Origin of the sequence: Nonomuraea jiangxiensis, from assembly GCF_900099965.1 — a bacterium.
Classification (GTDB): Bacteria; Actinomycetota; Actinomycetes; order Streptosporangiales; family Streptosporangiaceae; genus Nonomuraea; species Nonomuraea jiangxiensis.
The window spans coordinates 97,874-122,735 of record NZ_FNDJ01000030.1 but is presented as its reverse complement, the minus strand read 5'-3'; the positions used below and the strand labels follow the sequence as shown (position 1 = coordinate 122,735).

The 24,862-nt window shown below is 67.8% G+C and carries 27 protein-coding genes and 2 pseudogenes; 13 read left to right on the top strand and 16 right to left on the bottom strand.

The features are described from left to right. Window positions 1-18: 18 nt before the first annotated feature. A complete protein-coding gene (locus tag BLS95_RS44025; RefSeq protein ID WP_143044135.1) occupies window positions 19-300 on the top strand; it encodes a DsbA family protein in 282 nt (93 codons plus the stop codon). Between the two features lie 290 nt (window positions 301-590). Here the strand turns inward: BLS95_RS44025 and msrA are convergent, their stop codons facing one another. Continuing rightward, window positions 591-1,097, bottom strand: a complete 507-nt coding sequence (msrA, locus tag BLS95_RS44020) for a peptide-methionine (S)-S-oxide reductase MsrA (RefSeq protein ID WP_090945558.1) — start codon at window positions 1,095-1,097, stop codon at window positions 591-593. A 9-nt stretch (window positions 1,098-1,106) separates the two neighbouring features. After that, complete coding sequence (gene msrB / locus BLS95_RS44015) at window positions 1,107-1,655, bottom strand: peptide-methionine (R)-S-oxide reductase MsrB (RefSeq protein ID WP_090945557.1); 549 nt, start codon at window positions 1,653-1,655, stop codon at window positions 1,107-1,109. A 223-nt stretch (window positions 1,656-1,878) separates the two neighbouring features. Here msrB and BLS95_RS60035 point away from each other — a divergent pair. Next, window positions 1,879-2,199: pseudogene (locus tag BLS95_RS60035) on the top strand (substrate-binding domain-containing protein); the annotation flags it as partial. Window positions 2,200-2,256: 57 nt separating this feature from the next. Here BLS95_RS60035 and BLS95_RS58565 read toward each other — a convergent pair. From BLS95_RS58565 to BLS95_RS54920, 4 genes are all read right to left on the bottom strand, one after another. Beyond that, window positions 2,257-2,694 carry an amidohydrolase family protein gene (locus tag BLS95_RS58565; protein ID WP_245765659.1) on the bottom strand — a complete coding sequence of 146 codons (438 nt, stop codon included), beginning with the start codon at window positions 2,692-2,694 and terminating at the stop codon, window positions 2,257-2,259. 129 nt (window positions 2,695-2,823) lie between these two features. Beyond that, window positions 2,824-3,480 (bottom strand): TetR/AcrR family transcriptional regulator, encoded by a 657-nt coding sequence (locus BLS95_RS44000; protein WP_090945556.1) that lies wholly within the window; start codon window positions 3,478-3,480, stop codon window positions 2,824-2,826. Further along, entirely contained in the window at window positions 3,477-5,006 is a 1,530-nt protein-coding gene (locus BLS95_RS43995; RefSeq protein WP_176993705.1) for an N-acyl homoserine lactonase family protein, read from the bottom strand. The genes BLS95_RS44000 and BLS95_RS43995 overlap by 4 nt, the downstream gene beginning before the upstream one ends. Window positions 5,007-5,094: 88 nt before the next feature. Then, the gene (locus tag BLS95_RS54920; protein ID WP_143044134.1) at window positions 5,095-5,592 is read right to left on the bottom strand and encodes a transposase; all 498 of its coding nucleotides are present in this window, start codon (window positions 5,590-5,592) and stop codon (window positions 5,095-5,097) included. 11 nt (window positions 5,593-5,603) lie between these two features. Between BLS95_RS54920 and BLS95_RS54915 the strand changes: the two genes are divergently transcribed. The 3 genes and pseudogenes from BLS95_RS54915 to BLS95_RS58560 all read left to right on the top strand — a co-directional run. After that, window positions 5,604-5,972: a hypothetical protein gene (locus BLS95_RS54915; RefSeq protein ID WP_143044133.1), complete on the top strand. Its 369-nt coding sequence runs from the start codon at window positions 5,604-5,606 to the stop codon at window positions 5,970-5,972. 10 nt (window positions 5,973-5,982) lie between these two features. Further along, window positions 5,983-6,426, top strand: a complete 444-nt coding sequence (locus BLS95_RS43980) for an SDR family oxidoreductase (RefSeq protein ID WP_143044132.1) — start codon at window positions 5,983-5,985, stop codon at window positions 6,424-6,426. A gap of 311 nt (window positions 6,427-6,737) precedes the next feature. Beyond that, window positions 6,738-7,043 (top strand): annotated as a pseudogene (locus BLS95_RS58560) (ISL3 family transposase); the annotation flags it as partial. 157 nt (window positions 7,044-7,200) lie between these two features. Here the strand turns inward: BLS95_RS58560 and BLS95_RS43975 are convergent. The 3 genes from BLS95_RS43975 to BLS95_RS43970 form a co-directional block, all read right to left on the bottom strand. Next, window positions 7,201-8,424 (bottom strand): cytochrome P450, encoded by a 1,224-nt coding sequence (locus BLS95_RS43975; protein WP_090945551.1) that lies wholly within the window; start codon window positions 8,422-8,424, stop codon window positions 7,201-7,203. A gap of 275 nt (window positions 8,425-8,699) precedes the next feature. Further along, window positions 8,700-8,915 carry a sigma-70 family RNA polymerase sigma factor family protein gene (locus tag BLS95_RS60030; RefSeq protein ID WP_425434792.1) on the bottom strand — a complete coding sequence of 72 codons (216 nt, stop codon included), beginning with the start codon at window positions 8,913-8,915 and terminating at the stop codon, window positions 8,700-8,702. Between the two features lie 5 nt (window positions 8,916-8,920). Then, entirely contained in the window at window positions 8,921-9,652 is a 732-nt protein-coding gene (locus BLS95_RS43970; RefSeq protein WP_425434791.1) for a sigma-70 family RNA polymerase sigma factor, read from the bottom strand. Between the two features lie 95 nt (window positions 9,653-9,747). On the opposite strand from BLS95_RS43970, the gene BLS95_RS43965 reads away from it, so the two are divergent. Then, on the top strand, window positions 9,748-10,767 hold the full coding sequence (locus BLS95_RS43965) for an SDR family NAD(P)-dependent oxidoreductase (protein WP_245765658.1): 1,020 nt from the start codon (window positions 9,748-9,750) through the stop codon (window positions 10,765-10,767). Between the two features lie 653 nt (window positions 10,768-11,420). Here the strand turns inward: BLS95_RS43965 and BLS95_RS56290 are convergent. Together BLS95_RS56290 and BLS95_RS43960 are read right to left on the bottom strand one after the other, a co-directional pair. Beyond that, window positions 11,421-11,582, bottom strand: a complete 162-nt coding sequence (locus BLS95_RS56290; protein ID WP_176993704.1) for a hypothetical protein — start codon at window positions 11,580-11,582, stop codon at window positions 11,421-11,423. Next, complete coding sequence (locus BLS95_RS43960) at window positions 11,579-12,511, bottom strand: NAD-dependent epimerase/dehydratase family protein (protein ID WP_090945549.1); 933 nt, start codon at window positions 12,509-12,511, stop codon at window positions 11,579-11,581. The genes BLS95_RS56290 and BLS95_RS43960 overlap by 4 nt, the downstream gene beginning before the upstream one ends. A 338-nt stretch (window positions 12,512-12,849) precedes the next feature. Between BLS95_RS43960 and BLS95_RS60025 the strand changes: the two genes are divergently transcribed. The 6 genes from BLS95_RS60025 (at window position 12,850) to BLS95_RS57250 (ending at window position 15,156) form a co-directional block, all read left to right on the top strand. After that, window positions 12,850-13,284 (top strand): carboxymuconolactone decarboxylase family protein, encoded by a 435-nt coding sequence (locus BLS95_RS60025; RefSeq protein ID WP_425434793.1) that lies wholly within the window; start codon window positions 12,850-12,852, stop codon window positions 13,282-13,284. Next, on the top strand, window positions 13,218-13,358 hold the full coding sequence (locus BLS95_RS58555) for a hypothetical protein (protein ID WP_245765664.1): 141 nt from the start codon (window positions 13,218-13,220) through the stop codon (window positions 13,356-13,358). The genes BLS95_RS60025 and BLS95_RS58555 overlap by 67 nt, the downstream gene beginning before the upstream one ends. Before the next feature lie 180 nt (window positions 13,359-13,538). Then, window positions 13,539-13,673: a hypothetical protein gene (locus BLS95_RS59355; RefSeq protein WP_281250106.1), complete on the top strand. Its 135-nt coding sequence runs from the start codon at window positions 13,539-13,541 to the stop codon at window positions 13,671-13,673. A 42-nt stretch (window positions 13,674-13,715) separates the two neighbouring features. After that, window positions 13,716-14,120, top strand: coding sequence for an LUD domain-containing protein (locus BLS95_RS43950; RefSeq protein WP_218136273.1), 405 nt, complete (start codon window positions 13,716-13,718; stop codon window positions 14,118-14,120). Window positions 14,121-14,219: 99 nt separating this feature from the next. Next, window positions 14,220-14,714 carry a nuclear transport factor 2 family protein gene (locus BLS95_RS43945; protein WP_090945548.1) on the top strand — a complete coding sequence of 165 codons (495 nt, stop codon included), beginning with the start codon at window positions 14,220-14,222 and terminating at the stop codon, window positions 14,712-14,714. A gap of 298 nt (window positions 14,715-15,012) precedes the next feature. Then, on the top strand, window positions 15,013-15,156 hold the full coding sequence (locus tag BLS95_RS57250; protein ID WP_218136272.1) for a hypothetical protein: 144 nt from the start codon (window positions 15,013-15,015) through the stop codon (window positions 15,154-15,156). A 7-nt stretch (window positions 15,157-15,163) separates the two neighbouring features. Here BLS95_RS57250 and BLS95_RS54905 read toward each other — a convergent pair whose 3' ends face one another. The 4 genes from BLS95_RS54905 to BLS95_RS43925 all read right to left on the bottom strand — a co-directional run bounded on the left by BLS95_RS54905 (window position 15,164) and on the right by BLS95_RS43925 (window position 20,770). After that, window positions 15,164-16,234: a DUF6461 domain-containing protein gene (locus BLS95_RS54905; RefSeq protein ID WP_143044131.1), complete on the bottom strand. Its 1,071-nt coding sequence runs from the start codon at window positions 16,232-16,234 to the stop codon at window positions 15,164-15,166. 163 nt (window positions 16,235-16,397) lie between these two features. After that, window positions 16,398-17,153, bottom strand: coding sequence for a transposase (locus tag BLS95_RS43935; protein WP_281250108.1), 756 nt, complete (start codon window positions 17,151-17,153; stop codon window positions 16,398-16,400). 1,362 nt (window positions 17,154-18,515) lie between these two features. Further along, the gene (locus BLS95_RS43930) at window positions 18,516-19,724 is read right to left on the bottom strand and encodes a M14 family zinc carboxypeptidase (RefSeq protein WP_090945575.1); all 1,209 of its coding nucleotides are present in this window, start codon (window positions 19,722-19,724) and stop codon (window positions 18,516-18,518) included. A gap of 8 nt (window positions 19,725-19,732) precedes the next feature. Beyond that, window positions 19,733-20,770: a M14 family zinc carboxypeptidase gene (locus BLS95_RS43925; protein ID WP_176993703.1), complete on the bottom strand. Its 1,038-nt coding sequence runs from the start codon at window positions 20,768-20,770 to the stop codon at window positions 19,733-19,735. A 793-nt stretch (window positions 20,771-21,563) separates the two neighbouring features. Between BLS95_RS43925 and BLS95_RS43920 the strand changes: the two genes are divergently transcribed. Next, window positions 21,564-22,742, top strand: a complete 1,179-nt coding sequence (locus BLS95_RS43920) for a M14 family zinc carboxypeptidase (protein WP_218136270.1) — start codon at window positions 21,564-21,566, stop codon at window positions 22,740-22,742. A gap of 164 nt (window positions 22,743-22,906) precedes the next feature. Here BLS95_RS43920 and BLS95_RS43915 read toward each other — a convergent pair whose 3' ends face one another. After that, window positions 22,907-24,724, bottom strand: a complete 1,818-nt coding sequence (locus BLS95_RS43915) for a multicopper oxidase family protein (protein ID WP_245765662.1) — start codon at window positions 24,722-24,724, stop codon at window positions 22,907-22,909. Window positions 24,725-24,862 lie beyond the last annotated feature (138 nt).

The window sequence follows — 24,862 nt, the reverse complement described above, 5'->3', positions numbered from 1 at the left end:
CGGCGCTTGAGGCCCCCCTTGCGGCACCACCGGGGACAGCTGCTTGGCTGGGCAGTGGCGGAGGAATCCGAGGCTGCGGCCGCACAGGACAGATTCCTCGACTTCGCGCGAGCGATCTTCGACGACCAGGACAGCCAGTGGCCGTCCGACATCATCACCATCGCCCTCGATGCCGAGGCCATGAACATCACCGCCATCCCGGCGCTCTTCATCAACGGCCGCCGACACATCGGCCCGTACGACGCGCAATCGCTGCTCAGAGCGCTGACGACCCGGACCGACACACCCGCCGCCCAGTAGCGGATGCCGTTCCCCCACGATAACGGGCGGCTACGGCGACCGCGCAACGACGAAAGCACCGCGGCGGCGGCGCTCTGTCCAGTGGACCGTACAGGCCCCAGGCGGCGGCACAGCTGCAGTTCGAGGTGGACTGACGTGTCAAGGAAGCGCGTGTCCGGCTGCGGGATCTCGGCGCCGTCGACCGGCGAGTCCCGGCGATCGCCTCGGGGTAGTCACGCACGGGGCTCTGCTCGCCCACGTTTCCCGGATACGCGCCGGCGCGCGGACTCGGGGTCCGCGCGCCGGAGATGTCAGGCCGTTTCCCGCTTCGGGAGCTTCCACCCGGGACGGGGGAAATGGCAGGTGTAGCCGTTGGGGTACTTCTGCAGGTAGTCCTGGTGCTCGGGCTCGGCCTCCCAGAAGTCGCCCGCCGGGGTGACCTCGGTGACGACCTTGCCGGGCCACAGGCCCGAAGCGTCGACGTCGGCGATGGTGTCCTCGGCGACGCGCTTCTGCTCGTCGCTGGTGTAGAAGATCGCCGAGCGGTAGCTGGTGCCGATGTCGTTGCCCTGGCGGTTCTTCGTCGAGGGGTCGTGCACCTGGAAGAAGAACTCGAGCAGCGCACGGAAGTCGGTCTTCTCGGGGTCGTAGACGACCTCGATGGACTCCGCGTGGGTGCCGTGGTTGCGGTAGGTGGCGTTCGGGACGTCGCCGCCGCTGTAGCCGACGCGCGTGGACACGACGCCGGGCTGGTGGCGGAACAACTCCTCCATGCCCCAGAAGCAGCCGCCGGCGAGGATCGCCTTTTCGGTGGTCACGTCGTCTCCTTACTTGTCGTCAGTGTCACTCGTGAACAGGGTGCGGTATTCGCCGTACCCCTCCTGCTCCAGGTCGTCGAGGTGGATGAACCGCAACGACGCGGAGTTGATGCAGTAGCGCAGTCCGCCCCTGTCGGCAGGACCGTCGTCGAAAACGTGACCGAGGTGGCTGTCCCCGTGCAGCGAGCGGACCTCCGCCCGGATCATCCCGTGACTGAAGTCCTTGCGTTCGACGACATTCGTCTTGGCGATCGGCTTGGTGAAGCTCGGCCAGCCTGAGTGGCTGTCGTACTTGTCGACCGACGCGAACAGCGGCTCGCCGGACACGACGTCGACGTAGATGCCGGGCTCGTGGTTGTCCCAGTAGGCATTGGCGAACGGGCTCTCGGTGCCGTCCTGCTGGGTCACGCGGTACTGCTCCGGGTCGAGCCGCGAAACGGCTTCCGGGTTCTTGTGATACTGGGCCTGCCGGACCACAGCTCTCCCTTCCCGGCCTTTCGGCACGAAGCTGGGGAACCAGGTGAAACGCTCCTGGACGCGGAGATAGAGACACTCCATGGGCCGGATCTATTCCTATGGACGGCCGCTTGCTCGGTCGTTCTGCAACCTCCGCATCAAGGTCGCGTCCGGCGATCCGCCCGTCAGGTGAAACGCCGCGACCACACCGCCGGAGATGCCTGGGTGGAGAATGTGCTGTGGCACCGTCTGAGCGGAGTGATCGCCGTGTTCTCCGGCCTGACGGAGACCAGCACGAACAGCTCACCCACCGGGGATCCCGCTGGTGCTGCTCGATCCGGCGGACCCACCCACCGGGAGCATCCCGTCGGTCGGCGCAGGCGACTGGAACGGCGGGCTCACGGCCACCCGCCACCTCCTGGGGCTCGGGCATCGCCGCATCGCCATCATCACCGCGGCCGGACTCCGCGCTGTCGAGCCGGGCCCGCTCGACGGCTATCGAACCGCTCTGGACATGGCCGGCGTGCCCGTCGACACGGAGCTGATCGGCCGAGGAGACTTCCTCATCGAGGGCGGGCCGGCCCACCACATGCTGACCCGGCCCGGCCGACCGACCGCGATCTTCGCGATGAACGACGGCCAGGCCATCGGTGTCTACCCATGCGGCGCATCAGCTCGGCCTGCGCATCCCAGACGCTCAGTGCTAAGGATGAACCTGATGTGCGGGAAGCGGCGCGGGTGGTGTCGGGCAGGAAGTCGGCGGCGAACGGCGGGATGCCCGGCGCGGCGGGCCGGGCAGGTCGGCGGGGTGCACGAGGACCACAGCGGAGCGGTCGTCCAGCGTCGCCATGAGCGGGGCCAGGGCCGGGTCGCCCAGGTAGAGTCCGTGGCTGTTGGCCAGCAGGATCACCCCGGTCGGCGGCCAGTTCGTCGAGGGTGTGCGCCGCTTCGGGCACGGCGGCGTCCACGTCGGGCAGGGTGAGTGTGGCGAACAGCCCGAACCTGCCGGGATGGGCCTGCGCCAGCCCGCCCCGAACTCGTTCACGGTGCGTGCCATCGTTGCGGCGTCGGTGCCGTCGCCCAGATGCACGCCCGGCGTGCTGATGGACAGGATCGCGGTGGCGATGCCCTGGTCGTCCATCAACTCCAGCGCCAGTGCAGGGCTCCACTCAGGCAGCTCGCGCCCGCCGGGAGCATGGACCCCCGTGCTCGCGCAGCCAGCGCGCGTAGTCGGCGGGGATCATGTGCTGCTGAACGTCGATGTATCCGGTCATGCGGGTTCTTGCCCTTCTTGCTGTCCATGGGGCACGTCGGGGAGCCGCAGCAGTCGGTCGGCTTGGCGGAGGACGGCCTGCAGGTACTGGCGTGTGGCGGCGGGGTCGGCTGGTGTGTCCGGGTGGATGAGCATGCGGTACATGGCCGCGCCGACGACCATGTCGATCACGGTGTCGAGGTCGGCGTCAACGGCCAACTGGCCGTCGCGGCGGGCACGTTCCAGCGCGGCGTGGATCAGCCGGCGGCGGGGCTGGATGTACTGCTGGCGGTAGGTGGCCAGCAGCGACGGCTGGGTGACGCTGGAGCCGATGAGCTGGGCGAGGATCGCCCGAAAGCGGGCGTCGCCGAAGGTGTGCACCCAGGAGTCCATGAGCCGCTCGTCGACCGGCTGCGTCGTGGCGTCGGTGGAGGCCCAGATGTCGGCCTCGGGGACGAGGGTGCGGGCCTGCTCGATCGCCTGGGTGAGCAGTTCCTCCTTCGATGACCAGCGCCGGTAGACGGTCACCTTGGCCACGCCGGCGCGCTTGGCGATCTGCTCGAAGTTCGCGCCCTCCAGGCCGCGTTCCACGAACAGCTCCAGCGCCGCCTTCATAATCGCCTCGTCGGCCTCGGGGTCACGGGGTCTGCCCCGGGTGCGCCGCGTAGAGGTCATCGGAGCTCTACCCGTCCCAAGCCCATGCCGGATACCGGCGGCACGAAGTGGGGGGTGTGCCCGGGCCGCAGCCGCCAGTCGGGGGTGAGGACGGCCTCCATGTACCGACGCAACTCCCGCAACCCCTCCTCGCCGGGCGTCCCGTGGGCGAACGCGGAGACCACCAGGTCGGACTGGTAGCGGGTGTTGTCGTGGGCGAACAACGGCACGGTGGCGGGATCGGAGGCCAGCAGGGTCTGGATGCGCCGGGCGGCCTCGATCTGGTGGGTCGTGTCGGCGCCACCGATGGTCATCTGGCGGACTTGGCCTGTGGCCAGGTGGGGCAGTGTGTAGAGGGTGTCGCCCATGAACAGCAGGTTGCCGGCGTCCAGACGCAGGAGCACGCACATGTGGCCGGGCGAGTGGCCGGGGGTGGGCAGCAGGATGAGGCTGCCATCACCGAAATGGTCCTGACTGTCGAGAAAGGCGCCGAAGGCGCCGGAGTCGAAGGCGGGGAAGGAGAGGTCGTTCTTGACCAGGTCGAAGGAGTACGGGTAGACCGTGCCGTGTTCCCAGTCGCGGCGGTCCAGCACCACCGTTGCCCGGGGCAGGTAGCGCAGCCCTCCCGCGTGGTCGTCGTGGACGTGGGTGAGGAACACGGTGGTGATCTCCTTGGCGTCATAGCCGAGCCGGGCCAGGCGGACCCGCAGGTCCTGCTCGGGGGTCAGCCGGTACTCGTCGCGCTGCGTCAACAGGCGCGAGACCATCTGGTTGTGGTTGTAGTACCCGTCGTGATCGTGGGCTTGTTCCCAGTTGACGCCGCTGTCGACCAGCATGAGGCCGTGCCGGGGGTGGTCGATGAGGTAGGCGTAGACCGGCACCGCGATCTGCGCCTTGTCCACCAGGGTGCGCAGGTAGCCGTTCAGCCCTTCCCAGCCGTCCAGACCGCCGTAGAACTGGCCGTAGGTGACGATGGTGTCGCCAGTGTGAATCGGGAACACCCGCACGGCGCCGTCGACGATCCGCCGCCGCCCGCCCGGGGCGCGCACGGCCGCTTGCCGCTCCTGCTCGCCCCGCGCCAGCACCTCGCGTCGCTGCCGTTCCACCCGATCGACGGACAGTCCGCTCAGCACTCCCAGCGCCAGCGCGGCACCGCCTGCTAGGAAGGCGCGCCTGGTGCTCCGGGCACCCTGGCCGCCCGCCGCCCGGCGTCCGCCCAGGAAGGCGGCCGCCGCCCATGCCATGCATGCGGTAGCGGCCAGGGCGAGCAGCACCGGCAGGTCTGTGACGTAGTAGACGACCGCGAGGTAGAGCCCCAGCGTACCCAGGCCGACCGGAACCCCGATGAACGCCAGCACCCGGCGCCGCGTGGATAGCCGGCCGAGCACACCGGGCCACAACAGCCCGACCACCAATCCGACCAGCAGCAGCCCATAGACCACCAGCAGCGGCACCGGCACGTCCTTCAACCGCAGGACAACCAACCAGGCAGCGCCGACCGCAAAGGCAGGAACCAGTAACCCGATCTTGCCTAGAGACTTCAGCATCCGGCCACCCCTCATTTCGTAAACGCATACGGATGCGTTTACATAATAGTGCGGCCACGATCACCTCGCGCCTGTGCGTGCCAAGAACTCAGCCGCCCTGTGCGACCTGCGCGTTTTCGTGAATCAGCCCGCCGAGGCGGTCACGTCGAATGACCTTGACATCGCCCTCGGCCGGATCGGGAAGGGCCCGCAGCGGAGCAGCCTGGCCCAGGGAGCGATGTGGGCGATGCTCATTGAAGCGGGTCTCGTAGGCAGCCAGTACGCGTCGTAAGTGGCGGACGTTGACACGCAGGAACCCACTCCAGGTCGGCCCCACGCGTCGCGGCGCTGGATCGATGCCGGCCTTCTTCAAGATGAGCCACACCGTGGAGGCCCCCACCCGACAGCCCAGAGAGGCGAGTTCCCCGGCGATCCGCCGATAACCCCACAACGGATTCTCCCGAGCCAGACGAAACACCAAGGTCCGGACGCAGGCACGAGTGGGAGGCCGGCCCTGGCTACGACGCTTGAAGATCCAGCACCGCCGAACCAAATCCGCGTGCCAGCGCAACCGGACGAAGATCAAACAGAACAACCGCAGCGCCATGAAAAGCGATCATGCCTGTCAGCAACCGGAACGCCGAACCCCAGGTCAGCCCCACCGGCCGAGTTTCGGGCACCCACGGGGTCATTTCACGCACGGTGGGACACGCTGGGCAGTCGTTCCTGGCGCAGCAGGTCCCGCCAATCGGCCGGCCAGTTGATCAGTGCGACGAAGAATCGGCGGTGGCCGAGACCTTCCGCGGCCGTGCCCAAGGCGCGCGACTGGCGCTGATCGACGGGGCCGCCGGAGCCGTTTGGTCAGCGGGCGGGCAGCCGCGCATGGCGTTCGATTTCACGATCGCGGCGGGGCGGATCACCGAGATCAACCTGATCGCGGACCTCGACCACCTTCGCGAACTCCACCTGGAGGTCATCGAGGACTGACAAGGGCGCCGTGCCGGACTACGGACTCGGCGCATCGTCCGTACCACTCAACCACCGTTCGGCGCCAAGAAGGACAGGCTGCGCGAGCATCACCGAGTTCGCGGTAGCAGGAGCCGCCGGGCGGCTGGGACGCCACGTCGTCGACGTGCTCACCGGACGGGGAGACCAGGTCGTGCCGATGTCGCGAGCCACGGGTGTGGACATCATCACCGGTGAGGGCCTGGCCGAGGTGGTGGTCGTCATCATCGACGTCGCCTCGTGGCGCGCCTCCGAGCAGGAGGCGACGACGGAGTTCTTCCGCGGGTCGGCCCGCATTCCGCACGAGTACGGTCATGAGAAGGCGGGGATCGCCGGGATCACCGTGGCGTCAGGGCGACGTCGCCCACATCCCGGCCCTGCCCACCCAGCTCGTGGTCTGCCGCATCGTGGGTGGCCGAGGAACTGGTCGACCTGACCCTCGAACGCCGGCGAGCCCGCCCCAGCCGGCCCCCGCAATGGGCATGGCGGAGGCAGCAGCACTCCTCGGCGCCCCGCCGAGGCACCAAGGTCATCGGTGTTGGCGGCTCGGGCGTGCCCGATGCCGAGATACGGCCAAGGGCGGGTTCCTACCCAGCCCGCACAGCAAGCTCGCGGGACCCACCTTCCAGGAGTGGCTCGACACACAACCCTGAGCTGACCGTACGGCACGACCTTGCCCTTGTTCTTGGAACGCCATGGCCCGGAGCTTCGAGAACAGGGGCTTCCTCCGAACCTCGCCCTCAGGGACTTAGCGCGACAACGCGGGCGCGGGTCGACGTGCTCGCCGACCGTCAGGCCGACGCTCTGGAGGTATGGCTACGTGCCCATCCTGGTGTGCGGGTGGTGTGCCGGGACAGCAGCGGCGCCTACGCAGAGGCGATCCGTCGCGCCCTGCCTGAAGCGGTGCAGGCCGGTGATCGCCGGCAGCAGGTCCGTGCCTTGCTCGACCAGGGGGCGAGCTGCTGGAATGCGCCCGCCGCTTTGGGCCTGGCGCTCAACACCGTGAAGCGCTACGCCAGGGTCAGCGAACCCGAACGGCTGGTGCGCGTGCCGTACGTGCCTGTGCCGCGCCCTGGTCTTGGGGGTGATCAGTCAGCAGGGCCACGATGTCGTTGTCGTCTTGGTCAAGGATGGCCGGCTGGGTCAGGACGCATTGGCCGGAGCCGACGCAGGCCCCCCGGTGTCGGTTGTGATCCGCATCATGTCCTGCTCACCAGGTGACCGGAAGTTCGTGAACGCCGTAGACGACGGCGTCGTTCTTGAACGGCAGGTCCTCGGCCGGTGCGGCGAGCCGCAGGGTGGGGATGCGGCGGAACAGCGTGTCGAAGACGATCTGCAGTTCCATCCGGGCGAGGTTCTGGCCGAGGCACTGGTGCGGGCCGAAGCCGAAGGCGAGGTGGTGGCGGGCGCCGCGCTCGATATCCAGTTCGGCCGGGTCCTTGAACGCCGCCGGGTCCCAGTCGGCCGACAGGGTCGAGACGATGACGCCCTCTCCGGCCTTGATGCTCACCCCGCCGATCTCCACGTCTTCGGTGGCCACCCGGGAGGTGACCCCGTCGGCGATGGTGAAGTAGCGCAGCAGTTCCTCCACGGCCATGGGCGTCTTGTCCGGATCGGCGGTGATGAGGGCCAGTTGCTCCGGATGGGTGAGCAGCGCGACCACGCCGAGGGAGATCATGTTCGCTGTGGTCTCGTGTCCGGCGGTCAGCAGTAGGAAGGCCAGGCTCACCAGGCCCACGTGATCGAGAACGCCTTCCTTGCGTTGCCGGGCGATCTGCCGGCCGAGCAGGTCGTCGCCGGGTTCGGATTCCTTGTGGGTGACCAGGTCGTCGATGTAGGCGCGCAGTTCGGCGAAGGCTCGCCGGCGGTCCTCCAACGAGGTCCGGCGCACCATCATGGTGGTGCGGCTTTGGAAGAAGTCGTGGTCGGTGTAGGGGACGCCAAGCAGTTCGCAGATCACCAGGGAAGGCACCGGCAGGGACAGCGCCTGCACCAGGTCGACCGGGTGCTGGTCGGTGGTGAGCATGTCGTCGATGAAGTGGTCGACGATGTCCTGGATGCGCGGGCGCAGCGCGGCCAGTCGTTTCACGGTGAACTCGCCGATCACCGGGCGGCGGGCCGCGGCGTGTTCCGCGCCGTCCATGCCGAGCATCACCGGCGGCTGGCTGCGCTGCAACTGTAGGGTCGCCGCATCGAGGGCGTAGAGCGGGTAGCCGTCGTTGCGCCGATCGGAGGAGAAGCGGGGGTCGGCGAGGACAACGCGGGCCTCCTCCAGCCGGGACACCCACCACGCCTCGCCGCCGCTGGTCAGGTGGACCTTGTTGATCGGCGCCTGCTCGCGCAGGCGTTCGTAGGCGGCGGGCGGGGCGAACGGGCAGTCCCGCTCGACCGGTAGTTCCAGGCCGGCGACTTCGCCGGCAACGCTCTTCGTCATGAATGTCCTCCCAGTAATGGATCTGGTTGAGTTGGTGGTACCTGCCGGTGAGCTCGGGGGCGTGATCGACACCGCCACCATGGGGTTCCCGAACTGCCGGACCGTCTTGTGCAGCGCCACCCCGCCCCGGCAGGCCCCCTGGAGCGCCGTGCAGCAGTACGGGGATCGTCATCGACGTGCCGCCTCCGTTCGGATGGCGAGGCGAGCACCTGCTTTCTCGCCTCCGTCAGGTTCAGGTCGTTTCCGAGGCTCGCGGGCCGGATCGTCACGGGTATTCACCGCAGGGTCAGTGGAACCTCGGCGTCGATGCGGGTCAGCTTGGCCGGGTTGCGGACGTAGTAGAGGCCGGTGATGCGGGCGTTCTCGACCCGGGCTGCCATGACGCCGTCGATCTCGCCGTCCACGCGGAGAACGAGTGCCGGGTTGCCGTTGACCACGGTGGGCTCGCCGGTGAGCGCGACGTCGGCCTTGCCAAGACGGCCGACGATCATGCGAGCTACCTTGCCGGCGCCGACGATCGGCCGCGGCGAGGTCTGCTTGACGCCGCCACCATCGCTGACCAGGACGACCTGCGGGGCGAGCACGTCAAGCAGGCCCTGCAGGTCCCTGGTTTCGAGCGCGCGCCGCAACGACTCCAACACCGCCCGGGTCTGGGTCGGGAGGCCACCTCGCGCGGGCGGCGAGCCTCGACGTGCCGACGGGCGCGGTGCGCGATCTGCCGGACGGTCACCGGCGTCTTGCCGACGGCGGCCGCGATCTCCTCGTGACTGATAGCAAAGACCTCGCGCAGCACGAAGACGGCGCGTTCCGTGGGTGAGAGCGTCTCGAGTACGAGCATGAGCGCCATCGACACACTCTCGGCGAACTCGACGTCCTCGGCCACGTCCGGTGCGGTGAGCAGCGGCTCGGGCAACCAGGAACCGACGTAGTCCTCCTTACGGCGCCGAATGGTGCGCAGCCGGTCGAGCGAGCACCGGGTCGTGATCCGCACCAGGTAGGCGCGCTGGTCGCGCACCTGCCCCCTGTCGACCTTGACCCACCGCAGCCAGGTCTCCTGCAGGACGTCTTCGGCGTCTGCCGCCGATCCGAGCATCTCGTAGGCGACAGTGAACAGCAGGTTGCGGTGAGCGAGGAACACCTCGGTGACGGAGTCCGTTCCGCAGTCCACTGGGCCGCCGCCGGCGAGCGGTTCGACTGTGCCCGTTGTCGGCTCGCTTGGCTCGTTCAATGGCCGGCTCCTGCCTGTTGGCCTCGACTGCGCTCTATGCACTAGACGTCGGCCCGCACCGGTGTGTGACACCCGTGATCGGTGGCGCATGTCACATGACCCGCACTGTCACGAAGTCCGGATTGCCGACGTCGCATGGTCGTCAGGACGCCGCGCGAACGATGCGGGCTGTCGGCGGCACACAACTCCACGAGTGGTCGCCTTGGCCTCGTCACGTGGTGATCACCGCGCAACCGCCATCACAGAAGGAACGGAAAGACATCATGAGCAAGATCTGGTTCGTCACCGGTTCGTCCCGCGGCCTCGGCCGCAAATTCGTCGAGGCCGCCCTGTCCCGCGGCGACAAGGTGGCCGCGACCGCCCGAAGCACCCAAAGCCTTGACGAGCTGGTCGCCGCCTACGGTGACGCGGTTCTTCCGCTGGAGCTGGACGTGACCGACAAGGCCGCCGCCGTCGAGAGCGTCAAGCGGGCCCAGAGCCACTTCGGCCGTCTGGACGTCATCGTCAACAACGCCGGCTACGCCCAGATGGGCGCCATTGAGGAGCTGACCGAACAGCACCTGCGAGACCAGCTGGAGACCAATCTGTTCGGCGCGGTGTGGGTCATTCAGGCCGCGTTGCCCTACCTGCGCGAGCAGGGCGCGGGGCATATCATCCAGATGTCCTCGGCGGCCGGTCTCCTGGCGATGCCGCTCGGCAGCGCGTACCACATCTCCAAGTGGGCCCTGGAAGCCCTGAACGAATCCCTCGCCCAAGAGGTCGCCGGTTTCGGCATCAAGGTGACCGTCATCGAGCCCGGCGGCTTCGCCACCAAGTCCGGCAAGAACCCCGATCCCCTCAACAACGGCCACCTGGCCGAGCCCAACCCGATCTACGACGGCCTCCGCCGGCGCCTCGCGGGACTCATGGGAAAGCAGCCCGCCGGCGACCCCGCCGCTGCCGCCCAGGCCCTCCTGAAGATCGTCGACTCCGGCAATCCGCCCCTGCGGGTGCTCTTCGGCCAGGGCTTCTACCCGATGCTCCAGCAGGTCTACGCCGACCGGCTCAAGACCTGGGCCGACTGGCAGGACCTTTCGGCACAGGCCCATGGCCAGCTCGGCCAAGAAGATCGGTGACCCTGCGCCGGGTCTATCCGCACACTCAACGTCGCCAGAGGTCCCCCTGGTCCACATGGACGTTGAGGCCAGTGGCCCAGTCCAGCAAGACCGGCGTTGAACAGTAACGGATCGCCGCGGCAGTTGTCGCGGATCGATCTCACCAACCTGAGCGCCCACCGGTACTCTCGGCAGCCCGACCGAGGTCGACAGGATGTCGCGAGTGAGCGTCGGCACGTCGACCTCGATGCGGAGCAGCTGCGGCACTGAGGCCGGCGGGCTGCTGGCGTGCGACCGCATTGCCTGGGCGGCGCTGTGCTGCAGGCGCTCGTGTGCCTTGTCGTCGCCGCTGGCCAGCACGGCCGTGGATGGTCATGTCCCGGGCGGTCGTGCTCTTGCCGCGGACCGGGAAACGCCGGCCGTCCGAGCTGGACATGGTGCCGCCGCCGAACACCTTATGCGCGCTGGTGTGGCATGACGTGCTGTCGATCGTGCTGGTCGGGTTCTTCGTCACCAACACGCTGCACGCGGTGAACCATCGCGGCCGATCTGGACCGCGGCGGCAGCCCGGACAACTGGTGGCAGCTCGATCTCGTCTCGCTGCTGGCTTTGGCCGGCCTCGTGGTGCACCGCAGGCAGCTCCGCCGCCGGTCACGGGCTCACGTGTAGCCAGGTCAGGACCAGCCCGCTCCAGTGGAGCTCAACCTGGAAGACGCCGGGTACGTGCCGATGCTCAGCGTCGACGGCCGCCCGTCGGCGAGCTGCGCCTCGCGGTCGTAGCCGTGCACTTGCAGCGTGTCGGCGGCGACGACGGTGGCGCCCAGCCGGCACTTCACGCGCTCGCCGGGCGCACGTGCCGCAGGCCGTCCCGGCAACTCGGATACTCCGGCCGCCAGCCCAGCTCTCGCTTGGCCTTCTCGTTGGACAGCCGGATCCGGGTGCCCGCCATGAGCGCGTACATGTAGGGCGCCGGCCGCAGCAGCCCGCTCGGCACGGTGATCGGCGCCGGCGCCCCAGCCGCCTCCGCCACGGCGGCCACGAAGTCCGCGAACGTCACCGGGGTGTCGTCTACGACGTTGTACGCCTGCCCGGCCCGCCCACGGTCGAGGGCCGCGACCGTGGCCTCCGCCGCGTCGGCGATGTGGATGGGCGAGGTGACCCCGGATGGCCTCGGCGCCGGCAGCATGCGCTTCGAGGCCATCGCCATCAGCTTGCGGGTGCCCGGCTCGGGGCCGTAGAAGAGCCCGTAGCGCAGCGCGATCCCGTCGACCCCCGGTGTGCCGAACGCCAGCCGCTCGTTGGCCCGCATCGAGCGCAGGTGCCGCTCGAAGGCGCCGCGGCCGGTCGGCGCGAACGGGTGGTCCTCGGTCAGCTCCGCCTCGCCGTGATCGCGGTAGCCGTAGCCCAGGAAGAACGACTGCGTGACGAACCGGTGCGCGCCGACCAGCTCGACCGCCCGCAGCAGGTTCGCCGTCCCCTGCTCGCGCAGGTCGTCGGTGGCCTGCAGGTCCCGGTGCCGCAGCGGCGTGCCGGTGATCGCGGTCGCCTGGTGGATCACCGCGTCGGCGCGATGTCCGCGCAACGCGTCCAGCAGCCGCCGCTCGTCCATCACGTCGACCACCCGTGTCTCGACGCCGGCGTCCTCCAGCAGGCGCGCCTTGCCGGGGGAGCGCGTCAGGCCAAGCACCGAATGGCCGGCGGCGAGCAGTCTCGGCACGAGTTCGCCGCCGAGGGTGCCCGTCGCTCCTGCGAGCACGACCTTCATGTGCGGCCTCCTTCTGGCTGGTGGTGTGTCATCGAGCACGTTCCCTTCCCACGGCCACGGCCACGGCCGGAGTGCCTGGCCGCTCTACGATCAGACGCTGGAGCGCCGCGCACTGTGACACGGTGTTTCGCCGCGGTCGACCAGTTCCGCAAGGTGCGCAGGCTGCGTGCGGACTACATCGGCCCGTGGCTGCCGAAACCGCTGTGGACCGAGGAGAGCGCCGACGGGCGGGAGGATCGCTGTGGCGCCGCGTTACCGACGGGACAGTGGAGCTGGCCGACGCCCATCGCTCCCGCCGCCGGGTGCGGGCGGCCATCATCCCGTCCGGCCGGACGGCTATGTGGCGGTCCGCCCAGGTCACGATGGGCCGGGCGTTGGTGTTGAGAAGGGCGATGACCAACTCTTCGGCGACCAGGATGTCGTGTGGATCTCGGGCGTCGGTGTCCCCTCGGGGTGGGCTCGTTCGTCGTTGGGGTGACAATGAACACGGCAGAGGAGATCATCATGGAAGCGCGACTCAACACCTCCGAGAACCCGGTCCGAGCAAGCTGGCGAAGTACATCATCTCCGCGAACAAGGTCGTGCACGACTCCGCTTTGCCCGCGGTGACGCAGGAGTCGGTGGCCTTGCGTGTGAGCCAGATCAACGGCTGCGCCGCCTGCGTCGATATGCACCCAAGGACGCCGCGCACGCGGGGGAAACGTCAGTGCGGGTCAATCTGGTCGCGGTGTGGCGGGAGGCGACGGTCTTCATGTCCCGCATCGCCCTCATGAACAACTGGAACTGTCTGAACGTCATCACCCAGCAGCCCCCCATGACCGACTACCAGCCGGGACAGTGGGGATAGCGGGGTAGCGGCGGCGTTTCGCGCCCAAGTCGGATGAGGGACGCGCGCTCCGCAGTAGGTCTCATCCGGCCTTCCGCGACCGACCCCATCCCCGCTGCCGTCGGCCAGTGGCTTTGGTCGGCTTGGCGGGGGCCGGGGGGTGGCTGGGGTTCCTACATGCACCTCTGAGGAGGGGAGATCATGGGCGTCCTTCACCACCTCATGCACCTGGTGCTCAACCGATGTGACGCCCTCTCAGGCATCGGCCGGCAGAGCCATGACCCATATCACACGCCGGGCATGTCACGTTCCCGGCAGCTCATCTCGTTCGCGTAGTGCGCAACCGGCCTATCACTCGCACGGACAAGGGGACCATTCGTGTTCGCCGTCTACCTCGTGAGCAGTGTCAGCGCCGTCACCGAAACCGGTGCCCTCGTGGTTCCCTCGGTCAGCGGAAGCCAGCTGCCCGCCTACTCCGGCGACGCCGCTCACGCGATCTGGATCGCCGGCGCGCAGAAGCTGGTGCCCGACCTGAGCGCCACCCTGCGCCGTGTGGAAGAGCATGCCCTCCCCTCGAAAGCGACCCCAGCGCAGAAGGTCTACGGGCAGCCCAGTGCCGTCAACCGCATCCTCAACGCGCAACCCCACCCGGGCGCGGCACCGTTCTGCTGCTGCGCCAAGCCATCGGATTCTGACACCACCAGCAGAACACGCCGCCCATCCCCCTCCACACCACCGACATCCATCACCTCAGGCCCTTTTAGATACAGCCACCAGACCTAGACGTTCAGTGAAGCGCTGCTGGTGCGGACGCACCCTGCAGCACCCTCTGGCAGGAGCCCGATGCCGTCATCCATCACGTTCGCAGGAGAGAGGAAACCGATGAGAGATCTGCAGACTATCGCCGACCGCGTCGAGATCGAGGCGCTGCGCGGCGAACACGTCGACGCGGCAATGGTCGGCGACTACGACCGTTTCGCGTCGCTGTTTACCAGAGACGCGGTGTGGCGGATCCCTCCCGCCAACGTCGAGTTCACCGGGCGGAAGGAGATCCGTGCCGGTATCGAACGGCTGCAGGGTGCGTGGGAGTTCTGGGTGCAGACCGTGCACCCGGGCACGATCCAACTCGATGGTGACACCGCCACCGGCCGGGAATCCATCTTCGAGATCGGTCGCCAGCGCGACGGCAGGTCGGTCGTCATGTACGGCCTGTTCCACGACCGCTACCAGCGCACCCCGGATGGCTGGAAGTTCACCGAGCGCGTCCTCGAACCCAGGTACCTCGACACCACTGCGCTGACGGGTTCGCCTCATGTGACCTGGGACCCCGTCGGCCCAGAGGCCGGCAACACCTCCTCTGCCGAAGAAACCCGATAACCGCGGCTAAACCGATCTCCCGACGCCCTTCCGCATCTGGACGAGCCGCATCAGGGATGTGATCCCGCTGGCTGATCCGGCAACGCAACATCTCGGAAGGTGAGGCGACCTGTGGGGCGACGCGCCAGCCTCACAGGTTCGCTCCACTGTCCTGTCGAACTGCCCGCTGGTATGCCATGTCCCGGCAGCAGCGGGACGCCATCGCATCCCCCGGCGGCTGGTTGACCACGGTCGCCGGTCGTACCTGCATGGACCTGCTCTCCTCGCCACGCGTCCGGTGCGAGACTCACGTGGGCGAATGGATCCCCAGCCGCTACCCGAGCCCGGGGAGTGGATCAGCGGCCGGTCGGACGGCATCACCGTCGACCGGGCCGACCGGGTCACCTTGGATGAGTCGGTCAACATGGCTTTCCTCGTGATGCTCGAATCAAATGCCCTCTGAGAGTAGATCAGAGGTTGAGGATATGCTGCTGGACGGTCGGCCATTCCATCCCAAGAGCTTCTTTGGCAAGCTGAAGCGAAGACAATTTGGGGTCGCTCTGTTCGATCTCTCTAAGCGCAACTCGGATGGCAATCCCAGCCCTCCATCGCAACCTCATGAACTCAGAGTTCGCAGCGGACGATTCATATTCATTGGTAGCCTCCAGCCAATCTCGACCGAGGCGAAGTGTGCGGTCCATGACCTCTGTGTGGAGCGCCTCCTCGGGGACATGCCCTGAGCCGTAAGCGCTACGAGCCTCTGAAATTTCCGGCCATTCAAAGCCGAATTTCGTGACAAGCAGGTCAATAATCCACAAGAGAAGTCCACACTTCTTGCTGTGCGGCCACGCATCCGGAGAATTCGGAATAGTTGGTTGTGAAGCGATGGCACCACTGTGTGCCGAATCGCCGTCGCCGACCGGAACGTCGACGTAGACGACTTCGTGGGTTGAATTCAGCCACTCTTCGGTTATGCGGAGTCCTGACCGAGCTTCCAGGATTGCCAGCGCCGCCGCCTTTTGCGCGACGACGCCAGCAGGAGCGTCCTCGGAAAATTGGTGGATGAATTGCAGCTCTTGGCTAAGTGCTTCCGGATTGGTGCCGCCAGCGAGCTCGCGCGAGAAACCTTCGGGGAAATGCGCGACGATATCCCCATCCTCGGCATACGTAATTGCCTCCCAAGTTTTGCCGCCCCACTCGATTCCCAGCACCGACGCACCGCTGCTCAGAGCGCGGCAATAGCCTCTCAGAGAGGTGGATTCAGAGGATAGGTTGAGGATCGATACCGTCCCATCTCCTGCGGATCGATGGACAAAGAATGCCACTATCGGACAGTGCAGCGTTATTGGAAGTTCGTATCCGTCTTCTTGGCGAACCTCTGGCGGAGTCCCACCTGCGAGAACTTCGTGGATATCGTCGATCTCAATCGATTGATGAGCTTTTGGCGTGACAGAGATCCACCACATTCGATCGGATAGCCACTGAACAGAGCTGGAACGCAGCAAAGGCAGGTAGTAGTTGATTGCAGCAAGATCGTACATGATGCCCGGATACTACTCCTCGATAAGTCGATTGGGAACATGGTTCACGTCGAGCCGGCCCGGGAGCGCTGAAGCTTCCATTTTGGGCACCCGGGCCAGCTAAAACAGGGTGTGCTTATCGCTTGACGCTAGAGGGCGTCGCCCGATGCTCTACCGTCTGCGATCATCCCAATCCTGGTATGCCGGCTCTTCGAAGTTTGGCGGGGTTGAGGTGCCCGCGGCTGCGTCGGGTGGTGGCGCAGCGGGTGCGTAGCCGTTGGTTTTCGGGGTTGCGGAAGCCGTAGGCGTCACGGGCGACGGTCTTGATGACACGGTTGGTGCCCTCGGAGCCGGAGTTGGTAATGCCGGTCCGCAGGAAGGCCAAGATCTCGGGCCACCAGGTCTCAATGGTGGTCGCCAAGCGTTCGAGTTCGGGCAGGCCGGAGGCGGCGCAGCGGTCGTAGAAGCGAAACAGCCGATCGGCGATCACGCTGCGGTCGGGGTGGGTGCGGGCCAGGGCGAGCAGGTCCAGCAGGTCTTCCTTGGCGTTCCAGGCGGCCAGGATCGGCCGACCCAGCCGAGCCGGCAGCGCGTGCAGGTCATCGACCATCGGATCGAGCTGGGTGCCGTGCATCCGGGCGGCGGAGCGGGTCAGCCGGTTGCGCAGTTCCCACTCGCGGTTGCCTTTGCGGCCGCGCCGTCCGCGTACCTGGACGGTGAGGCGGCGGCGGACCTCGGTCAGGGCCTGGTTGGCCAGCTGCACGATGTGGAAGTGGTCGACTACCAGCACAGCGGGCGGCAGCACCTGCCGTACGGCGGCCTTGAAGATGGTGCACATGTCGATGGCGACGAAGGCCACCCGTGCCCGCCAGGACGCCTCCCGCCGGGCGAGCCAGCCGGTGACAGCGGCGATGGTACGGCCCTCCACCTGCCCGAGCAGCCCCTGATCGCCGGACAGATCGACGAAGCCATGAGGTGAACCGCCTCAACGACGTTGACACCTCGCGCACGGAAGGCGTCGCGTCTGTTCCCTCGCCTGCGCGAACAGGAGCAACGTGGCGGGTCACCGCGGTCGGTGTACGAGCAGTCCGGCCTCTTGCGTCGTCGGCCGATGCGTCCGCGTAACGGCGGGATGGCCTCGCCCAGATAGTCGCCTTTCATCGACGCTCATCGCGAGGAGTTCGGCGTCGAGCCGATCTGCCGGGCGTTCGCGGAACTCATTGAAGGGCATCTCAGCCCCATCTCGGAATTGGCCCCCGTGGTCCGCCGTTTCGTGCTTGTTCGGGTGTCGCCGTTCTCCTTGGTGGTCTGTTCGGTTGCGCACCAGTCGGAGGATCCAGGTGGCCGCGGCCGCCCGTCCGTGGAGGGCACGCGGTCTTGACCGTCGCAACCATCCATGTCTAGATCGAACAGATTTGGCTCGCCCATTACACCCCGGAAGGACACCACATGGCCGCAGCAGCGACTCTCGCGCAGTGATGACCAGCCGCGATGATGCGACCACCCAGCGGCGTCACCACCGCGACCAGTCGTTACGGATTTCCACGGTCTTGGCCGGGGTTCTCCACCTCGTCCTCGCCGCCCTTCTGATCGGCGTTCCCGCCAGCTCTCCCACCCTCGATGAGGTGCCTGTCCCCGAGGACGACCACGCCGCATCCCCTCCGGCGGCGCTCTCCAGAGATCCCGTCGTCACACCGGTCCGGAGCGCCGCACCAGTTCAGGGCGCCACACCTTCGCGCCCGTCCGGTGCCTCCGTCACTACGCCGACGAGACGTCCACGGCCGACGCCCATCACCCGCCGCACCCGCGCCACACCGCCCGCAACCGCCCGGATCACGCCTCCACGGCAGCAGCCGACCGTCGCGGCCGCGTTCGATGGCCTTCCCAGAGCAACGACACGCGCCATCCGGCCTACCAAGACCGCGACACGACCCCCACGGCCAAACCCGTCACGCGAACCGACCCCTCGACACACCCCACCCGGCCAGACCAGGGAACCACCGGGCCAAGCGGCCAAGTCAGCACGCGGGCTCAGGGACGAACACCCGGCCCGGCGGCCGGACATCCCACCCGGGCAGCTGCGCAAAATGGACATCACCGCAGCATCACCAGAGATGCCCGCGGCGTCGCATCCGGCATCGCACGGGGTGGGCCGCGGCAGAGCTCGTTGACGGTCGTTGGCCAGGCCGTCCCGTCGTCGAGCGTCGGGCCCCCGGCAATTGCCGGAGGTCCGACGCTCGACCGGCTACCGCGACCCGGGGACCTTGTCCACGCGGTTCACGCGGCGCCGCTCGCTACCCGGCTACTGGGTCTCCGGGATGTCGTCGTACCGGGTGGGGTCGATCTGGTTCACCGCACCGGTGCCCACGGCTTCGATGATGGCGTCCAAGCCCTTCTCGACCGTCTGGATCAGCTGGCCGCGCTGCTTGGCGCCCCAGGTCTGGGTCTGTCCTCGTACCTCGAACAGCACGGTGCCAGAGCCGTTGAGCGCGAAGGAGCCGAGCCCGGTACCTGGCAGGTCGATGTCCTGCGGGTAGAGGGTCAACGATCCGAACGGCGACTGGCCGCGTACCGACAGGCCGTCGTACGCCGCCAGGGTCAGCTGCTTGGAGTAGTCGAGCCGGTAGCCCTTGTTGTACTCCTGGTGGTTCTCCACGTCGACGAACTTGCCCGACAGCGACATGGTCACCTGGTTCTCACCGCTCTCGTCCAGGTCGCAGGGGCCCTGGTGGTGCAGATCGACGTAGGTGTCCACGGCGCCGAACTCCGCCCTCAGCGACTTGTACAGGTCCCTGACGGCCCGCGACTCCGGATGGATGTACCAGCCGGCCTCGGAAGAGGAGCCGGGGAAGTCTTCGGCTCGCGGAACGTAGTCGAGGTCCGGGTGGTAGTCCCGGTTGACGTCGAAGCCCGGGCGGGTCGCGTAGTCGTCTCCCGTCCGCGGCTGGTTGTAGTAGTTCCACGCCGGCCGCGCCCCGGCGAGCTGCGGGAACTCCGCGACGACCTCGGCCCAGGTACGGTCGTTGCCACGCCGGTCGAGCTCCGCCGCGTCCGGGTTCATCTTGGGCACGGCGACCAGCGTGACGAGCGAGCGCAGGCGCTCGGCGGCCGGTGTGCCGGCCGTCATGTCGCGCAGCAGGGAGAGCACGGCGTCGGTGCCGGTCTTCTCATTGCCGTGGATCTCGCTGGTGACCAGCACGACCTTGGGGCCGGTACCGGTCCGTGCGGCCCAGATCTCCCGCCCCCGGTTCGACGTGCCGATCTGCGTCACGTCGAGAACGTCGGAGCGCTGCGCCTGGAGGCGCCGCAGTTCCTGGCCCAGCTCGGCATGGCTGGTCCACGAAGACGAGCCGGTGTCCCCGGTGGACGTGCCGCAGTGGGCGTTCGCGGGCTGGGCGGCCGCGGGCGTCGCCACCGGCAGGGACGCGACGAGCAGGGCCGCCACTGCCAGGCCCACTCCGGCCAGCTTCGGCGTTGCGGCACCGTACGCGGTTCGGTTCCTTCTCGTCATGGCGTTCGTCACTCCTCGTCGTCCTGGTCGATCGGCTCGCCACGGTCCGGGATGGTGTCGGCCAGCGCCGGGTCGACGGCGGCGAGGCTGCCGTCGGCGGCGGCCTGAAGCAACGCGGCCATGGAGGCGTAGGCCGTGCGGATCAGGTAGCCGCCGGACTTCTGGCCGAGGTCACCGCGCAGCTCGACCAGCAGGCTCGCGCTGCCTTGCAGACCGAAGGAGTTACGCGCGATGCCCGGGAGGGAGTCGCCCGGGTAGAGGCTGACGTTGGCGAAGCCGTACTCTTCCAGCGAGGTGTACACCAGGGCGGCGACCCGCTTACTGTCGGCGATGACCTGCGGCGCCACTCCGGCGTTGGTGGGCCACAGGATCGACGTGGTGTCCATGGAGCCGTCCGGCTGGCGGTAGCTGCCCTGGTGGTGGTAGTCCACGGTGATGTCCGGCCGCCACGAGCGCACCATCCGCTGGATCGCGGCCGATTCCGGCACCGGGTTGGCCTCGGGGGACATCGCGGGGTCGTGGTAGCGGTTGATGTCGAATCCCACTCCGGCCCGGCAGAAGGCGCCGGAGCAGTCCGGGTCGACGTTCTGCCGCTGGAACCGTTCGGTGCCGTCGGGGTTGGCGCGCACGACGATCCGAAGCGTCACGTCGTCGAGCACGTCGGTGGCCCACTTGGCCTGTGAGGCGCCGATGCGCTGCAGGAGTTGCAGCGCCGCCTCCGTACCCAGGGGCTCGTTGCCGTGCTGCTGGGTGATGTAGAGGACCTTGGTCGGTCCGGTGCCGACCGTCGCGGTCCAAATGTCGCGGCCCTCGTGCGTCCTGCCGATCGACTCCACGTCGATCGCGCCCTTGGAGCGCTGCTCCAGGCGCTGCAGCGCGGTGGTGAGCTCATCGTAGGTGTGCAGTCGCTGGAGAGAGACCTGCTGCGAGTCCTGGACCCAGGGGCCACCCGGCTTCGTGGGTGCAGCGGACGCCGTGGCCGCTCCCCAGATCGTGAGGCTCATGACGGTGGCCAGAACGACAGCTGCCCGTCGTCTTGTGAACAAAACAGTCTCCTTCTCGGTGTACGTCAGCGGCGGCGGAACCATTTCAGGCCGCACTCCACCACCACTTGAGATTGCGAGGTCCCGGCGCACGAGAAAACCCGGTTCCCGATGCGCTGCGCCAACTGGAGAAGGCCCTCATGAAGGGCGGAAAGGGGTTATCGAAAGAACACTGCCTGCTCCTCGCGCCGCTGCCGTAGCCGGTGGCTGCCGAATGCGTATGAACCGGATAGGGCCGTGGGCGTCAGGGTCGCCCTGGTTAGGCGAGGCGGAATAAATCGTCCTTCCTTCGTTCCTGCAACAACACGACCGGCGCGGGTCGCAATGACTCTTGTAACAAACCCAAACGAGTCTGACAAGTGTCACAGTGAGTAGTCAATTGGCACCATGCCGTCATCTTCTTTGGGTATCTCGGGGTGTGCCGCGGGACATCATTGCAGATGAACGAGGTCATTGCGGCACGTGGCGCCGCGCCGGCGGAGGCTTCCGCGGCACTCTCCACGCAGTGGAAGCCCCGTAATCAGGGACCGGTCGCGGGCACCGTGAAGCGCCGGGACTCCCGAACACTCAGGAAACTGACAGCATTCCGGTCTTGTTCCGGGCGAGGACGCCATGGAAACGTCATTGGTAACTTGCCGCCAGGGGCGTCGGCAGGTCCTGGCGGTCCGGTTAATGAATGCAAGGAGCAGTAGTGCATCTGCGCAAAAAGCTTCCAGGAAAAGCCGAGGGGAATGCGGAAAGCCCGACGCCGAGGTACTTCAATGGCCGGACGAGCATGGTCGCCGCCGCAATAGCGATGGCTTTGACAGCGTCGATCGTCGCCGCCTCGCCCGCGCGAGCGCTGGACGAGGAAGGGCCGGGAAACTGCAAGACCCAGGAGGATCCCTCCTGGTCGGGCTGGTCCAACCACGAGCAGGTGGGCGACGCGCTGGCGCAGATCGAGCGGACCAGCAGCGGGCGTGTCGATGTGGAGGTCGTCGGCCATTCCTCACAAGGCCGGCCGCTGTGGGCAGCCCGCGTCGGGACCGGTGACCGTGTTCTGCTGGTCACATCGGCCATCCACGGCAACGAGCGCACCGGTACCGAGGCACTGCTGGCGATCCTCAAGGATCTCGGCAGCGGCGGCGACGCGCGGACGACGCAACTGCTTGAGGACATCACGCTGGTCGCGATGCCGATGGTCAACCCTGACGGCGGCGAGCTGAACCGGCGCATCAACGTACTGTCGTGGGACGACACGGTGGCCGCGTTCCCGCAGCTGCAAGGCGCGCCCAGGGCCTGGTACCACAGCCTGCGCGGGGACGGTATCGACCTTCCGGGCTACGACCTCAACCGGGACTTCAACCCCGATCTCGACTACGTGCCGCGGGCCGCGGACCTGCCCGGCGAGGACACCGACGCTGGATTCTTCCTGGCTCCGGAGTCGCGCGCGATCCGAGACGTGTACGTCGACCTGCGCCGGGAGAAGGGCGCTGTGGACGCCTATGTCGACCTGCACCACATGGGTCCGTGCGATCGCCTCACCGGCGGATCCCAGGACGGCGACCTCATCACCTTCTCGCTGGACTACCCGCCCCTCGGTGTACAGGACGGCGCCGCCTACAAGGCGGAATGGCCGGCTCTCGATCAGGAGAAATCCCGCCGTTACGCGCTTTCGGTCTACAACGGACTTATCGCCAGCTATGGCGCTCAGTCGCCGCTCACAGCCGTCGGCCGCTACTTCCACCCGGACACCCGCGAGTACGCCGGGCAGGGCCGATCGGCGTTCGCCCTGAACGGCACCGGCACCGTCCTTTTCGAAGTACGCGGCCAGCAGGACGATCTGGGCCAGAAGCACAAGGGCATGTTCGTCAAAGCCGTGCGCACCGGGATCGAGTCACTGATGAACGGGCTGGCCACCGGCAGCGCCGACACTCTGGACGGTGACGACTTCTTCGACCTTCCCGACTACGGCTGGGACACCACGGCCGACTGATCCGTCGTCAGCCCGGTACGACACCAGGCAGCCGCAGGACGAGACGTCCTGCGGCTGCCGCCTTTTGGGATGCCCCAAGGTGCCCGCGACAGCCCCATCTCCGACCGCCGGCCGGCCAGGGGTGACGGACTGCCGCACCGTTCGCGCCGCCGGTGGTCGAGGGGTCAGCTGACGAGTTGCCAGGGGCGCATCATGTCGTTGTCCTCGTGTTCCAGGATGTGGCAATGGTGGATGTAGTCGGCGGGGAACGTGGTGCCGGTGCCGTCGATCCCGGGTATCGGCGGCGCCTTGGTGTATTGGGCGATGATCCTGTTGACCATGCCCGGGTAGGCGATGAAGCTGTCCCGCCAGCCCTGTTGTTCGGGTTCTGGAGGGAGGGGCGGGCCGACGAGGTAACGCGCCAGTTGGGGCTTGTGGTCTTTGGGGCGGCCCTTCGCGAGCCACCGCCCGTAGTCGGCCCGGTATCGCTCCGCCTGGAACCGCTGCCGGTTGTGGATCTGGAACTGTACGAGGTGCACATGCATGGGATGGGCGTCCTCGGTGGTGTTGATGTACTCCCACATCTCCGTGGAGCCCTCGCGGATGAAGTCGTCCACCGGCTCGAAGAAGTAGCGGCCGTTGATCTGCAGGTGAATGGGGTTGTCGTGGCGGTCGGTCGTCTCGGTCAGCACCCGTTCGCGCCAGTACGTCCCGCTGTCCGGCCGCAGCCGCTCCAGCGGCGGCAGATCCAGCTCGTCGGGCGGCGTGGTCGTATCGCGGCGGCTCAATGGCTCCGTCACCCGGAACTGCATGATCTGCGGGATGGCCGGCCCGCCACCCCCGGCGGGGTACGGAGCGGGAGCGTCGTTCATCAGCGTGACGGTGTGGCCGCGGGGGACGGTCGAGAAGTCGACGATGACGTCCAGGCGGTCGGCCGGGGCCATCAGCAGGGTCGTGGTGCGCAGGGCGTCGCCCCGGAGCCCGCCGCCGAGCCCGATCAGCCACAACGGCAGCCGGATCCGGCCGTCGCCCAGCCACAGGTGGTAGAAGCGTGAGTTGGACCCGTTGAGGAGGCGCAGCCGGTAGCGGCGGGGCTCGACCGTCAGGAAGGGGTAGGCCTTGCCGTTGACCACGGGGGTGTCGCCGAAGAACTCCGGGGACCAGATCGGGTGATAGTCGGTCACTCCCTTGACCGGGTAGGAGAGGGATCCGTCCCGGTTGAACGTGCGGTCCTGCAGGACCAGGTGGATCTCGAAGCGGCCCCGCGGGAGACCGAGCGCCTCTTCCGCCTCGTCCCGGATCACGTAGAGCCCGGACAGGCCGGCGTAGTTGTTGAGGTGGGTGAGATCCATCGCGTGGTCGTGGTACCAGAGCATGGTGGCCCGCTGCCGATTCCCGTAGGCGTAGATCGCCTCATTGGGCGCGGCGCCGGGCAGGGTGGCGTACAGCGGGCCGTGCCGGCCCTGCGGGCTGAACCAGGCGACCGGGTTGCCGTCCGACTGCGGCGGGTTCCATCCGCCGTGCAGGTGCACGACGTTCCACACGGTGAGGTCGCTCGGCATGTCCATGTGACGGCCGCCGGGCGGATCGGGTGGCACGCCGGGTACGTGCCGCCACAGCGTCTGGTCGATCGCGCGGTGCAGCAGGTGCCGGGTCGGCAGTTCGTTGCGGTATCGCACGATCGACGGCCGGCCCCGCCGGGCCATCAGGATGGGGCCGAGGCAGCCGAGCCCGGCGGGAGCGGCGCGGCCGGACGGGTCGGAGGCCCAGTAGCCCCAGGCGGCGGTGGTGTTCAGGTCCGCGTGGAAACGCCATGGACGCTCCCGCATGGTCATCACATAGTGGTCGCGGCCCGGATGGCCGGACGTGTCGGGCACGGCCACCGGCAGGAGGGGCAAGGGGTCGACGTACTTGCGCAGACCGCGAGCCGTCGTCCCCGCTTCGCCCGCTCCGGCGACCGCGGTCACCGCCGCCAGGCGCATGAACTCCCGTCGGGTGAACATCACCGTGCCTCCGGGTGATCTCCGAGTGGCCTGCCTGTCCCTCTGCCCCACGCGGGGCGGCGCTCGGTCAACGCGCCGCAAAGTCCCGTTCGGCAATCGACGATTTCCTGCCCGGAGCCGGGGCAACGGGCACGGGGT